The organism is Marinobacter sp. PE14, from assembly GCF_053566155.1.
Genome location: NZ_JBQXNY010000004.1, coordinates 327981 through 340811, shown reverse-complemented (window position 1 = coordinate 340811; position 12831 = coordinate 327981). Strand labels below are relative to the sequence as shown.

The 12831-nt window shown below is 57.1% G+C and carries 17 protein-coding genes and 1 tRNA gene; 8 read left to right on the top strand and 10 right to left on the bottom strand.

The annotated features are described in order from the left end of the window. Positions 1-94: 94 nt before the first annotated feature. Positions 95-1036 carry an AEC family transporter gene (locus ACWJ62_RS15135; protein ID WP_449287098.1) on the top strand — a complete coding sequence of 314 codons (942 nt, stop codon included), beginning with the start codon at positions 95-97 and terminating at the stop codon, positions 1034-1036. On the opposite strand, the gene ACWJ62_RS15130 is transcribed toward ACWJ62_RS15135, so the two are convergent. Further along, on the bottom strand, positions 1033-1806 hold the full coding sequence (locus ACWJ62_RS15130; protein WP_449286926.1) for a fructosamine kinase family protein: 774 nt from the start codon (positions 1804-1806) through the stop codon (positions 1033-1035). The genes ACWJ62_RS15135 and ACWJ62_RS15130 overlap by 4 nt on opposite strands. 85 nt (positions 1807-1891) lie before the next feature. On the opposite strand from ACWJ62_RS15130, the gene ACWJ62_RS15125 reads away from it, so the two are divergent. Next, complete coding sequence (locus ACWJ62_RS15125) at positions 1892-2167, top strand: acylphosphatase (RefSeq protein ID WP_449286925.1); 276 nt, start codon at positions 1892-1894, stop codon at positions 2165-2167. Here ACWJ62_RS15125 and ACWJ62_RS15120 read toward each other — a convergent pair. Continuing rightward, positions 2164-2757, bottom strand: coding sequence for a GNAT family N-acetyltransferase (locus tag ACWJ62_RS15120; protein ID WP_449286924.1), 594 nt, complete (start codon positions 2755-2757; stop codon positions 2164-2166). The two genes, ACWJ62_RS15125 and ACWJ62_RS15120, sit on opposite strands and share 4 nt — an antisense overlap. A gap of 28 nt (positions 2758-2785) precedes the next feature. Between ACWJ62_RS15120 and ACWJ62_RS15115 the strand changes: the two genes are divergently transcribed. Continuing rightward, positions 2786-3388 carry a DUF938 domain-containing protein gene (locus ACWJ62_RS15115; protein ID WP_449286923.1) on the top strand — a complete coding sequence of 201 codons (603 nt, stop codon included), beginning with the start codon at positions 2786-2788 and terminating at the stop codon, positions 3386-3388. Between the two features lie 176 nt (positions 3389-3564). On the opposite strand, the gene ACWJ62_RS15110 is transcribed toward ACWJ62_RS15115, so the two are convergent. Beyond that, positions 3565-3655, bottom strand: a tRNA-Ser gene (locus tag ACWJ62_RS15110). Between the two features lie 205 nt (positions 3656-3860). Here ACWJ62_RS15110 and ACWJ62_RS15105 point away from each other — a divergent pair. Both ACWJ62_RS15105 and ACWJ62_RS15100 read left to right on the top strand, forming a co-directional pair. Next, complete coding sequence (locus tag ACWJ62_RS15105; RefSeq protein ID WP_008174446.1) at positions 3861-4391, top strand: isochorismatase family protein; 531 nt, start codon at positions 3861-3863, stop codon at positions 4389-4391. 66 nt (positions 4392-4457) lie between these two features. Continuing rightward, positions 4458-5117: a cupin domain-containing protein gene (locus ACWJ62_RS15100; RefSeq protein ID WP_449286922.1), complete on the top strand. Its 660-nt coding sequence runs from the start codon at positions 4458-4460 to the stop codon at positions 5115-5117. 28 nt (positions 5118-5145) lie between these two features. Here the strand turns inward: ACWJ62_RS15100 and ACWJ62_RS15095 are convergent, their stop codons facing one another. The 6 genes from ACWJ62_RS15095 to ACWJ62_RS15070 form a co-directional block, all read right to left on the bottom strand. After that, positions 5146-5511, bottom strand: coding sequence for a DUF7352 domain-containing protein (locus ACWJ62_RS15095; protein ID WP_014576948.1), 366 nt, complete (start codon positions 5509-5511; stop codon positions 5146-5148). A gap of 110 nt (positions 5512-5621) precedes the next feature. Beyond that, entirely contained in the window at positions 5622-6521 is a 900-nt protein-coding gene (locus tag ACWJ62_RS15090) for a LysR family transcriptional regulator (RefSeq protein WP_449286921.1), read from the bottom strand. Positions 6522-6541: 20 nt separating this feature from the next. Next, positions 6542-7162 carry a flavin reductase family protein gene (locus ACWJ62_RS15085; protein ID WP_449286920.1) on the bottom strand — a complete coding sequence of 207 codons (621 nt, stop codon included), beginning with the start codon at positions 7160-7162 and terminating at the stop codon, positions 6542-6544. After that, positions 7159-8355 (bottom strand): MFS transporter, encoded by a 1197-nt coding sequence (locus tag ACWJ62_RS15080; RefSeq protein WP_449286919.1) that lies wholly within the window; start codon positions 8353-8355, stop codon positions 7159-7161. The genes ACWJ62_RS15085 and ACWJ62_RS15080 overlap by 4 nt, the downstream gene beginning before the upstream one ends. Before the next feature lie 3 nt (positions 8356-8358). Continuing rightward, a complete protein-coding gene (locus ACWJ62_RS15075; RefSeq protein ID WP_449286918.1) occupies positions 8359-9186 on the bottom strand; it encodes a CheR family methyltransferase in 828 nt (275 codons plus the stop codon). A 37-nt stretch (positions 9187-9223) separates the two neighbouring features. Then, positions 9224-10153, bottom strand: coding sequence for a chemotaxis protein CheV (locus ACWJ62_RS15070; protein ID WP_449286917.1), 930 nt, complete (start codon positions 10151-10153; stop codon positions 9224-9226). Positions 10154-10341: 188 nt separating this feature from the next. On the opposite strand from ACWJ62_RS15070, the gene flgA reads away from it, so the two are divergent. The 3 genes from flgA (at position 10342) to ACWJ62_RS15055 (ending at position 12023) form a co-directional block, all read left to right on the top strand. After that, positions 10342-11043, top strand: coding sequence for a flagellar basal body P-ring formation chaperone FlgA (gene flgA, locus ACWJ62_RS15065; RefSeq protein ID WP_449286916.1), 702 nt, complete (start codon positions 10342-10344; stop codon positions 11041-11043). Positions 11044-11218: 175 nt separating this feature from the next. Next, entirely contained in the window at positions 11219-11545 is a 327-nt protein-coding gene (gene flgM / locus ACWJ62_RS15060) for a flagellar biosynthesis anti-sigma factor FlgM (RefSeq protein ID WP_449286915.1), read from the top strand. A gap of 7 nt (positions 11546-11552) precedes the next feature. Then, complete coding sequence (locus ACWJ62_RS15055; protein ID WP_449286914.1) at positions 11553-12023, top strand: flagella synthesis protein FlgN; 471 nt, start codon at positions 11553-11555, stop codon at positions 12021-12023. A 38-nt stretch (positions 12024-12061) separates the two neighbouring features. Here ACWJ62_RS15055 and ACWJ62_RS15050 read toward each other — a convergent pair whose 3' ends face one another. Further along, a complete protein-coding gene (locus ACWJ62_RS15050; protein ID WP_449286913.1) occupies positions 12062-12811 on the bottom strand; it encodes a pilus assembly protein PilB in 750 nt (249 codons plus the stop codon). Positions 12812-12831 lie beyond the last annotated feature (20 nt).

Genomic DNA, 12831 nt, shown 5'->3' with positions numbered 1-12831 from the left:
TCGTGGTATTCCCATAGCATCCTAGCTTTCCCGCCGCTTATAATTCGAATAAATCCCGTCACGCTCCCAGACCCAACGGCCGCCTTTGATGACCATGATCGATCTGTTCCTGCAAACCATGGAAACCACGCTGCCCGTGTTTGCCATGGTGTTTATTGGCCTCGGGCTTCGAAAGATCGGCTGGATTGACAATGCATTTGTAAACACCGCCTCAGCCCTGGTCTTCAAGGCGACCCTGCCGACCCTGGTATTCCTGAGCATTATCCGGGCAGATCTGGGGACCGCGTTCAATCCCGGGCTTCTTGTGTTTTACCTGGGCGCGACTCTGGGAAGTTTTGCCATCACCTGGGTCTGGGCCCGTTGGCGTGTTGTTCGGGAGGATCGTGGCGTCTATGTCCAGGGCGCCTTTCGGGGTAACTGCGGTATCGTCGGCCTGGCGCTCGCCGCCAATCTTTACGGGGACTTTGGCCTCTCAGCGGGCGGTATCCTGCTTGGCCTGGTGATTATATCCTACAACATTCTTTCGGTGATCGTGCTGGTAGCCTACCAACCGGGGCAGACCACGGACTGGACGAAGATATTTCACGATATCGTCCGGAACCCGCTCATCCTGGCGGTCTTCGTGGCGATTCCCTTCGCCGCCCTGGATATCACACTGCCGGGCTGGGTCATGACCAGCGGCGATTACTTTGCCTCACTCACCCTGCCCCTGGCGCTGCTTTGCATCGGCGCCACCGTATCCCTGAGCGCCATCCGCAGCGACAGCAAAACGGCGTTGGGCTCCAGCCTGTTCAAGATGGTGATACTGCCGGCGCTTTGCACCGCCGCAGCGTGGCTGGCCGGTTTTCGGGGTTCCGAGCTGGGCCTTATGTTCCTGTTCTTCGCCAGCCCGACGGCGGCCGCCAGTTTCGTGATGGTGAAGGCGCTGGGCGGTAATGACCGGTTGGCGGCCAATATCATCGCCCTGACGACCCTTCTGGCAAGCATTACTGTCACTCTGGGAGTCTTTGTGCTTCGCAGCGCCGGCCTGATCTAGGCTTTGCCCCGGCCTATTGCTTCAATCGCGGCAAAACCAACCTGGCAGCCTTCCAGGTAACCACCTCCAAACAGGTTGTAGTGGTTCAGGTAATGGTAGAGGTTGTAGACCTCACGCTTGATGCCATAAACCGATGTTCTTGGGTAACACGCGTCGTAGGCCCGGTAGAATGCTTCGCCGAAACCACCAAACATCTGTGTCATGGCGATATCCGCTTCACGATCACCGCAATAGACGGCAGGATCAATCAGCCAGGGGCGGTCAGAGCCATAAAGCACGTTACCATTCCAGAGATCACCATGGAGCAGGCTCGGGTGCTCACAGTGGGCGTTCAGCCAGTCCATCAGCAAGCCCCCGTGCTGGTCCAATACCTGTTCGAAGCGAGTCCTCCGGCTGGCGTCACGAATACGTGAGACCTGGTAGCCAAGGCGGTCGTGGACAAAAAACTCACCCCAGTTGTCGCACCAGCGATTGGGTTGCGGTGCCAGGCCAATGTAATTGTCCCTGCCCCAGCCGTGCGCCCCCTGACGCAGAGCGTGCATCCTGGCCAGCCCGTCACCAAGCACCTCGCGCGCCCGATCTGAGCCACCTGAAGACCGGATGGCAGTGATTTCGAGTTCGGTTTCGTTCACCCGATAAACGTGCGGCACACCGACGTCGGTCACCCCAGCCTCATCAAGCGCGCTGGCAAGGCGTTCCAATCCCTCCGCCTCGCAGACCAGGGCATCGGCATAGCCAGTCGCATTGTGTTTCAGGTGGGTGGAGGCCATCGGCTTTCTCTCTCCTTGAAGTTGTCGTGCCCGAACCGGTAGATTGAAATAAAGCCTGACACGACAGAACGAGCGGGAGCAAACCATGGATACCAAACGCTGGCAACTTCTGATATCCGGCCGGGTACAGGGGGTCTACTATCGCGCCTCCACGGAACAGAAGGCCTCTTCCCTGGGCTTGACAGGTTTCGCTCGCAATCTGCCCGATGGACGAGTTGAAATTGTGGCCGAAGGCCCGGAGGAACGCCTGAACGAACTCAGAACCTGGTGCGCCGAGGGCCCACCGGATGCGCGTGTGGATGCGGTGGATATTGCGCCGGAATCGCCAACCGGGGAATTCGGCAACTTCAGCGTTCGTTAGGCAATACGCCTCAGCCAGAACGTCATGGGCTTGGCGGTTTCCGCCGCCTGATCCACATCTTTCCATGCATAGGTGGTGGTCAGCTCCGGTACCTTGCGGTAGCCGCGGTTGTGCCAGAATGAGTCCAGCGGCTGGTAATCGGCGGGTCTGAGGGGATGATCTTGAGGCCGCTCTACCGCGCAGAAACAGCAGTGCATGAAACAGCCCTGTTCCCGGGCATGGCCCTCCCGGTGGTCGAAGAAGGCCACGCCGATGCCCTGCCCCCGGTAACTTGGTAGTAGTACAGACTCACCGAAATAGAAGATCTTGTTGGGCTCATAACCCTGCTCGATGAACGGCCCTTTGAACTCGTCCGTTTCATGGTCCATCGGGATGCCCGTGGCGGCGCCAACAACCGATTCGCCATCCAGGGCCAGTACAAAGAGGCTTTCTGGCGAACGGGCATAGGTATCGAGGTACTTGCGCTCGTAGTCCATATCACCGTCGTACAGGTAGGGAAAGTGGCGAAACACCTCAATCCTCAGGCGCGCGAGGTCATCCAGGTATGGTTTAATCTGGTCACCGCTGAGCCGGCGTATTGAAACCGCCATAAACTACCCCCTGTCGAAAGGTCGGAGCATGCAAAAAGACAAGCCGTTTTCCCAAGCCTGCGAGAATAACAAAGCGCCGATTCTGGAAAAACTTGTAGAGCTTTTCAAACAGCCGGGCACCATTCTGGAAATCGGCACTGGCACCGGCCAGCACGCCGTTCACTTTGCCAGCCACTTACCTCACCTGGTTTGGCAGCCCACCGACCATCCCCAGAACGCCCAGCTCTCCCGGGCATGGATCGACGACTCACACCTTGCGAATATCAACACGCCCGTTGCCCTGGAGGTATTGAACGGAGACTGGTCCCGACTGCCGGCCATCGACGGTGCATTTTCCGCCAATACGGCACATATCATGGCCTGGGAGGAGGTGCAGGCGATGTTTCGCGGTTTGGCGGAAGCCCTACCCAAGGGTGCAATCTTCTGCCTGTATGGGCCTTTCAGCTATGGCGGCCGGCACACCAGTGAAAGCAATGTACGGTTTGACCTTTCGCTCAGAACGCAGGCGCCGCATATGGGAATTCGGGATATGGAGGATCTCAAGGCGCTGGGTGAGGAAACCGGGCTGGCGCTTGAAAAGGATTTCGGGATGCCGGCTAATAATCGGCTGTTGGTTTGGAGGAAATCCTAGGTCGAACCCGCGAGGGAGGGATTATTCGGGCCTTTGGCCCTCACCCCTTCGGGGCCGTCGTCGCTTTGCTCCGACGTTCCTCAGCCTGCTTTGCAGGCTTCGGTCGAACCCGCGAGGGTTCTTTCTACCCTACCCTTCGGCCAATAAAAAACCCCAGCGTTGCTGGGGTTTTGTATTGGCGGAGAGGGAGGGATTCGAACCCTCGAAACGCTATTAACGTTTACACACTTTCCAGGCGTGCGCCTTCAGCCACTCGGCCACCTCTCCAATAAACTGTTTCAAATCAGCAACGTCGTCGCTCATTTGAGGGCGCAAACTTTAATGGTTTTGCGGGCGCTTGGCAACTCCCTCGGGGAAAATCGTCAAAAAAATTCGGGCGAGACCGGTTTTCTCTTTCACGGATGAGCAGATTCAGGGCTATCGTTAGTACAACGCCGAGTATAATCATTGAGTTTGTGGGGAGAGACTATCCATGCTTATGAAAGCCGAGCAATCGACGCTGTTGCTCATTGATGTCCAGGAAAAGCTGATGCCCGCCATTAGCCATGGCGACGAGGTGGTGGACCGTTGCATCGTTCTCGCCACCATTGCCGGGCTCATGGAGGTTCCGGTGCTGGGTACCGAGCAGTTGCCGGACAAGCTGGGGCATAATGTTGAAGCGGTCCGGGAACTCTGTAACCAGACCCTGGCCAAGCACCATTTTGATGCCTGCCCCGATGGGCTCGTTGACCAGTTGCCGGAGGGTCGGCAGCACATTGTAATAGGTGGTTGCGAGACCCATGTGTGTATGATGCAGACCGCCCTGAGCCTGCTTGATGCTGGTTACAAGGTGTGGGTGGTGGCCGATGCTACCGGCTCACGCAACGAGTTTGACCGGGACGTAGCCCTGGACCGCCTGAACGAGAGCGGTGCCAGGATCGTAACGCTTGAGATGGTGGCGTTTGAATGGATGCGCCATTGCAAACACCCGCAGTTCCGGAACATTCAGGCCCTGATCAAATAGAGGCATCCGGAAGGCTGGCGCCCGCGTAATTAGTCACTTCAATTTCAGGTGGTCTTGAGGTTTGCAATGCTCAACATGGACTTTTCCAAGAAAGTCATCATCCGTACCGAAGAGCAGGAATGGGTTTCCAGCCCTGCCGGCGGGGTTTTGAGGAAACCTCTTGCCCGCGAGGAAGCGGAGCGTGGTCATGCCACCAGTGTGGTCCGGTACGAACCTGGCGCCTCCTTCAACCGGCATGAGCACCCCCTGGGTGAAGAAATCCTGGTTCTGGACGGGGTATTTTCCGACGAGACCGGCGACTACCCGGCCGGCACTTATCTGCGGAACCCGCCAGGCAGTGGGCACGCCCCTTTCAGTAAGGAAGGCTGCACGCTGCTGGTCAAGCTACATCAGTTCGACGAACGCGATCGATCAACTGTGCGCATAGATACGCGCAATACGCCGTGGTTGCCCGGTATAGGTGGGCTTGAGGTGATGCCGTTGCACGAATTCGAGCACGAGCATGTGGCCCTGGTGAAGTGGCCGGCCAACGAGGTTTTCCAGCCCCATCGGCACTTCGGCGGCGAGGAGATATTCGTGCTGTCCGGAGAGTTTTGCGATGAACATGGTCGCTACCCGGCGGGCACGTGGATTCGGAGCCCCCACCTGAGCCAGCATCACCCGTTCGTGGACAAGGAAACAATCATCTGGGTAAAAACCGGCCACCTGCCGATCGAGACGCCATAAAAAAGGGCCCCAAAGGGCCCTGAGGTGGTCAAGAGATCGCTGTGTGTTGCCAGTTCTGCCTGCTGAACGCGTCGTTGCTTGCACCGTCAGATGCCGTATTGAAGAGCTCTTCTTCACCAGCAGGTATTGCAAACACGTGGTACGCCTCAGGGCCAAATGGATCCAGTGCGGTATCGAGGTATTCGAAGCTGTCAGGCACCGGTTCGCCCGAATAAGCGACTCGGAACTGCCGCTCAAGGGTTGGTGTGGTTACATTCAGGGGCTGCTCCACCCAGAGGTAGACGGCCTTGTGGGGCACGATGTATTCGCTGCGCACCACCCTGTAACCCTCTTTGAGCGTGAGCGTGGTCGGCTCTTTGCCCGGTTCCAGACGGAATTTGTGGATGGTCTTCATAGCTACTGCTCCTCTTCGGGTTGCTGCCTTTCACAACACCATAATGGACAGGAACAGAGTTCGATAAAATAAGCTTTTGTGAGCTTTTATAATCGATATTTTCGATGCACTCAGGCGTCCCGATCACCCGCGTGGGCATCGACAATGGCACGGACGCCTTCATGGGCGGTTTTCCGGCCGCGGGTGATGGCGAACAATTCATCCATAACGTCTTCAATTGAGGCAATCTGCTCTACCTCATACTGGCGGCAGACCTCCTCGCGAATAGAGGTTGGAGCGGCAAACACGCCATACCCCTGGCTGCCGAATACCTTGATCAGGGCGCTGTCATCTACCCGGGCGACAAGTTTCATTCGCACCCCATTCAGGGAAAACCAGTTCATCAGCCGCTCGAAATAGGGTGCATCCGTGGCGTTGGCCAGCAACGGTTGGCCATTCAGCGATTCGGGAAACCCCTTTTTGAGCTTTCTTGCCAACTCTGGTGCGGCGAACAGACTCATGCTGGATCCCGCCAGAGAATGTACCGTGAGATTGCCTTCCTCCTGCAACCTTGGCACCCGGTCGGTCAGAACCAGATCCAGCTCCTTGCGTTTCAGGCTCAGCACGAGATCTTCGGTGCGCCCGGTCTGACATTCAAGCTGGATGGACCGCTCGCCCGCCATCGCCGGCTGCAGCAGGTTGTAGGCAATCAGTTTGTGAATGGACGCGGAGACGCCGGCTCGCAGGGTCAGCGGGCGCTCGGAAGGATCAAGCCGCAGGGTTTCGGCAAGCTCCCCGGTCAGGGCGAATATGTCGTCGGCGTAGCCGAGGATCAGCCGGCCGAAGTCCGTCAGGATCAGCTTGCGCCGTTCCCGGGAGAACAGGCGGCCACCCACCGAGGCTTCAAACGTGGCAAGCTGGCCACTGAGGGTCTGCGGCGCCAGCTCCAGGACTTCACTGGCTCGGGCGATGGAACCTTCCCGGCTGATCACCCAGAAATAGTAGAGATGGCGGAGGTTAAGCTGTTCCATTCCTTTGCCCTGCCCCCGATTCAGGATGGCCGCGGAATTTTGAGAATTTCACCGAAGGTGACGTACTCGCTTCCCCCGAGACGGCCGATCGGATCAATCGCAGCGCCATTGAAGGTCAGGCGATTCTTGTCATCGTAACGGGCTGCGTCATCAGATACCCATACCCGGGTGACTTTTCCGAATACCAGTGACTGGGGGCCGGCACCGATTTCCTTGATGTCGTAGAGCTCGCAGGCAAAAGCCACGCGGCAGTCCTTGAGCCGAGGCAGACTCGATCCTTCGAAATCCACCAACTCCAGATCAAGATTTTTCAATTCGGATTCGCCATGGGGCAAGGTTCGCGAGGATTCTGTGACCGCCGCGGCGAGATCCCGATGAGCGATATGAACGACGAAATTCTTTCTCGCTTCAATGTTAACCCGGGTGTCTTTCGAAACGCCCTCCGCCGGTTTTTTGCCAACGGAAATCATCAGCAAAGGGGGATTGCTGGTGATCGGTGTAAAAAACGAGAATGGCGCAAGATTGTAGTCCCCATCCGGATTTTCACTCAGCACCCAGGCGACCGGCCTCGGAATCACTGTCTGAGTCAGGATGTGGTAAGCATCCTTCGGATCCATACCCTCGAAATCTATAAGCATCATTCTCTCCCGTTAACTGCAGCTTCGGGCGTTCGTTCGCGCAACAGCCACAAAGTCATCAATAACCCGTGAAGTATCAGGAAGGGCACGGCAACCATGACCAGACCGCCCCAGCCCAGCCAGCTCAGAATTGCGCCGGCAGACAGCGCCGCGGTCGCCTGGGAGCCAAAAACCATAATGTCGTTCAGGCCCTGAACGCGGAAGCGTTCGGCATCCCGATACCCTCGGGGCAACAGCGTTGTGCCACCAACGAACAGGAAATTCCAGCCAACGCCGAGCAACAACAGTGCTGACAGATAGTGGTGGAAGCTGACACCGCTGGCGGCAAGGGCAATACAGCCCAGATAGGCCAGCAGGCCCGCCACCATCATCAGCGGAATCCCCACCACACGTGTCAGCCATCCGCTGATCAGCGACGGAAGATACATGGCCATTATGTGGAGCTGGATCACTCGCTTGGCATCGTCGAGGTCATGGCCGGCCATTTCGGTCATGCTCAGCGGCGTCGCCGTCATTATGAAACTCATCACTGCATAGCCAATGGCCGCAGCACTCATGGCAGCCCAGATTGAAGGGTTCGCCATAATTTCCCGTAGGGGGCGGCCTCCTCCCGGCCGGGATTCCTGAACGCGCTCAGCCCCTGCCCGGTAACCGATAGCAAGGATCAGCAAAGCCGTGCCCTGGACGGCCGCCAGCGCGATCCAACTGACCAGAAACGGATACTGCTCGGCCGCGCCGCTGCCCAGACCCGCAACTTCCGGCCCGAGCCAGGCTGCCACCAGACCACCCAGCAACACGCGAGCGGCAGCAGAGCCAGCCATACCGGGTGCCACGGATTCCATGGCCGCAAACCGATATTGGTGAACCACCGCAAGCCCGGTACCACCGACCACGGCCGCAAGACAGAGCAGGGAAAACAGCCCCGTCCAGGACGCCAGGCCTCCGATAAGACCGGCCACAATGCCCATGATGGCACCCAGCAGCATCACGCGCTTGCGCCCGATGCGCTCCATTAACCAGGTTGCCGGTTTGATAGCCAGAACGGTGCCTACGACCACCAGCCCGACGGGAAGTGTTGCGTACTCGGGCGCCGGGGCAAGCATTCTGCCCTGAATGCTGCCTATAAAAACGATAAAAGGCGCTGTGCACATGGCCAGCGCCTGAGCGGCAACCAGGACCCAGACATTGAGGGGCATGGATTATTTTTTCCTGTAGATAATTCCGGGATGGCACTGCACCATCTCGTAGAGATGGGGCAAGCCGTTGAGCGACTCCGAGGCACCCAGAACCAGGTAGCCACCCGGGTTCAGGGTGGCGTTCATCCGGGTAAGAATGTCTTTTTTCAGGTCCGCCGAAAAATAGATCAGGACGTTCCGGCACATCACAATATCGAACTTGCCCAGCATATAACGCTCAAGCAGGTTCAACTCCTTGAACTCCACCATGCTCTTGATCTGGGGTTTGATCTGCCAGCCACCGTTCAGGGACGGCGTGAAAAACTGCTTCTGGCGCTCTGGCGAGAGCCCCCGACCAATGGCAAGCATTTCGTACTCGCCCTTGCGAGCCACATCAAGAACGCTTTTGGAAATATCCGTAGCGGTGATCTTTACATCCCGGAGCTTTCCGGGCCTCGCCCGCCGAAACTCCTCGATGATCATGGCAATCGAGTAAGGCTCCTGGCCGGTTGAGCAGGCCGCAGACCAGATACGCAAAGGCTGAGCCGATTTGCGCTCCGCGAATTCGGGAAGCAGTTTCTCCTGGAGAATCCGGAAAGGGTGATTGTCACGGAACCACAGGGTTTCATTGGTTGTCATCGCGTCGATGACAGTCTCTTTGAGACCGCCCCGCCCGGGGCGTTTGAGGCGCTCGAGCAGTTCACCCAGGGTATTCAGGCTGTTCTCTTCGAGAATCCTGCGCAACCGGCTTTTTACCAGGTACTGTTTATTATCGCCCAGTAAAATCCCACAGGCATTCTGCAGGAACGATTTGAAGGCTTCATATTCCTGTGGCGTTATTTCCGCTTTCATTGGGTCTCTGTTCTGATTGAATCTTTGAGCGGCTCCATCAACCCTGGTCGATGATTTCCATCACGCGCTCTGCCAGTTCGTCCGGACTGAACTTTGCCATAAAGTCGTCGGCCCCGACCTTCTTCACCATGGCCTGGTTGAACACACCGCTGAGTGAGGTGTGAAGCATAACAAACATATCCGAAAGCGCAGGGTCCTCTTTCACCTTGGTAACGAGGGTGTAGCCATCCATTTCAGGCATCTCCACGTCTGAGATGATCAGAGAGAAATGATCTTTGGCCCGGGAACCGTCCCCAGTGATTTCCTTCAAATATTCAATTGCCTGCTTGCCGTCGTTTTTCAGCACCACTTCCATGCCAATTGCGGTGAGACACCGCTGTATCTGGCGCCGGGCCACGGACGAATCATCCACCACCAACACGGGCAGATGCCCGGGCACCCGCTCCGCGCTCTTGCTCAGAACGGCTTCGGTCACGTCCTCCCCAAGTGGAGAAACTTCAGAAAGAATCTTCTCTACGTCAATGATTTCAATAAGCTTATCATCTATTTTCGTGACAGCGGTAAGATAGACATCCTTGCCGGCGCCTTTGGGTGGGGGCAGGATTTCTTCCCAGTTCATGTTCATGATCCGTTCAACGCCGCTCACCAGGAAACCCTGCGTTTTGCGATTGTATTCAGTGATGATAACGAAACTGGTGGAGAGCTCTTCCTGGGGGATACCGGGCAGACCAATCGCCATGCTCAGATCAATAATGGGGATGGTCTCACCCCGGCTATGAGCGACGCCTCGAACGACCGGCCGGCTGTTCGGCAAGGAGAACAGCTTCGGACATTGCAGAACCTCTTTCACCTTGAACACGTTGATCCCGTAGATCTGACGCCCTCTGAGACGGAAAAGAAGCAGCTCAAGGCGGTTCTTTCCGACCATCTGAGTGCGCTGGTTAACACTGTCCAAAACCCCTGCCATTTTGATTCTCCTGGCTTGCCGGAATTACAACGGCATATATCTTGCTGTTCACTGAATAATAGCCTGATCGACGGAAACCCGTCATATCAGGGGCGGGTCAGCCCATTTAACGGCCACTTTTACCGAATCCTTAGCCTGATTCGGGCTTTTCTGCCCTGTTGTTGACAGCATAGGACAAACTGATACGTATGCGCATCACCAATTTCGCCCTACTACTGCTAATGTCTGGCCTGAGCACGCCGCTCCTCGCGGGAACGACGGCCGAACAGATTCAGAGAGCGACCCTGGCGTTTCTGGACAGCTTCGCGACTGAACAGGCCGAACATGGCTATACCGTTTCCTTCGAACCCGGTTCCATCGACAGCCGCCTTGCCCTCGCCGAGTGCGAAAAGCCTTTGAGTGTAGAGTTCAGCGGTGACCCATGGAAAAGCACCAGCCCGTCGATGCTCGTATCCTGCGAAGGAGCCCGCCCATGGCGAATGTTTGTCACCGCTTCAGTCTCTATCCATGGGCCAGCCCTGGTGGCAGCCAGGCCACTCACGCGTGGAGAGCGAATAACCGAAGGGCTACTCTCAAAGCAGTCCGTTGAAATCAATTCATCCAGGCGTGGCGTGATTACGGATTCGAAACAGGCGATTGGCATGGAAGTGCGGCGCGCAGTGAACGCGGGCTCGCTCGTTACACCAGACATGCTTTCGGCCCCGAATGCGGTCGAACGCGGCGATCATGTTATCATCACGGCCAAAACCGGCGGATTTTCAGTACGTTCCCGGGGCAAGGCCCTGGCTAGCGCCAGCGTTGGCGAACAGGTTCTGGTTGAGAATCTGCGCTCATCCCGCACGATCAGAGCCAACGTTGTCGCACCGGGCCACGTGGAAATTCCGATGTGAGCCGAGTGCGGCAGAGGCTTGCCGGAGCGGCAAGTGGATGCCGCAAAACCGGTCGTAAAAGCAGATGAAAAAAAGTGCTAAAACTACTAAAGGTTTTCGCGGCGCCGCCGTTAAGAAGACATAAACTCGAGTAAGCGCCACACTCTCGTGGCGCGACAGGCAAGCAGGTACAGATATGTCAGTTGACTTAAATGGAATTGGCCCCGGCCAGGTCAACACCCAGAGAACTACGGCCGACAAAAGCTCCGGCACACAGAATACCCAGCCGGCATCCAACGAACAGGCAAAGACACAGGCCCAGGGGGCCCGTGGTGAGAACGTCAGCCTGAGCAATCAGGCCAAGAATCTGAAGCAGCTCGAACAAAAGCTGGGCGATTATCCGGAAATGGATGACGACCGCATCGAGCAGATCCGTTCCGCCCTCGAAAATGGCACGTACAAGATTGACGCCGAGAAGCTGGCCCAGAAAATGCTTGAGATGGATGAAAGCATTTTCGGGTGAGTAGACCATGGCCGCAATTGATGATTTGAAGACTCTTCTTTCCCAGGATATCAGCCAGCTTGAAACACTGGCTGACGTTCTCGGCAAAGAAAAGACCTGCCTTGCGAATTCCGACCTCCGCCAGCTGGACGCCCTGACCAGAGAGAAGAACGATCTCCTCGGTGCCGTTCGCGAACGCGCCAAACAGAAAATCCGGACACTTGTACAGATGGGGTATCGCCCCGAAAGTGGCGAGCCTTCCCGCTTTATCCGCAGCGCCGGATTCTCGGATCTCTTCGAGCTCTGGCAGGAAGCGGACCAGAAGCTTCGAGCCTGTCAAACGCTGAACCAGACCAATGGTCGTGTTATCAGCCACTTGCAAAAGCGTTTGTCGAGACTCACCGATATTTTCCGGGGCGCCACCGGCCAGCAAAAGCTGTACGGCGCCCAGGGTCAGCAGACCACGGTATCAAGCAGCACGGTGCTCGCCAGCGCCTGAGCCTGGATACATGGCTCTGTCGAGCCATGCTTTCCGCTTTATCGGGTGTAGATGGTCATCTGGGAGTCTGGATGAAACCGGATGTCGTGAATGCTCACGTTGCCCATTGAAGCTCCCTGGCTTCCCGTAACCCGGATATTGTCCATCCGGATTTCCTCGATGCGCTCAGGGAACGCCAGCATCAGGGCCCCGTCTTCTCTTACCCGATAACGTGGCTCCCCTTCACGATAGTGCACACCGGAAATGCTGAGATCTGAATCCAGGAAGTTCAGAACCGGCACGAAGATATTGACGGAAAGCTTGAGACCTTCAATTACATCCGCGGATCCCTCGGTCCCCTGCTCCCCGTTGCCTGCGGGGTTCTCCGCCATGCTGCTGACAATACCGATACGCTGCAGCAGGGTCGGATCGCCCTGACCGGAAACCGCCGCCAGCTCGGCTTCGCTCATGGGGGCAAGATTGCCTCTCTCATACAGTTCTCCGGCTTCCAGCGTTGCCTGTGACGCCTCGGCCGAATTGGTCGCAGCAAAGGTTACCAGGGGCTGGAACGGGAGCGTCACCGCTGCTACCAGGGCGGCAGCGTTGCGATAGCGGGACTGATGCTTCAGGACACGATGCAGCTCCTTTTCGCTGATCCAGCCCGCCTGGATGAATACCTCACCCAGTCGCTGTCCGGTTTCACGCTGAAGCCTCAGGCCTTCGTCAACCTGCCCTTCCGACAGATACCCACGATTGATCAGCAGTCGCCCGAGGCGTGATTTTTCTTCAAATCCCTGACGGATTCTCACCCAGTGTCTCCTTTTAAACA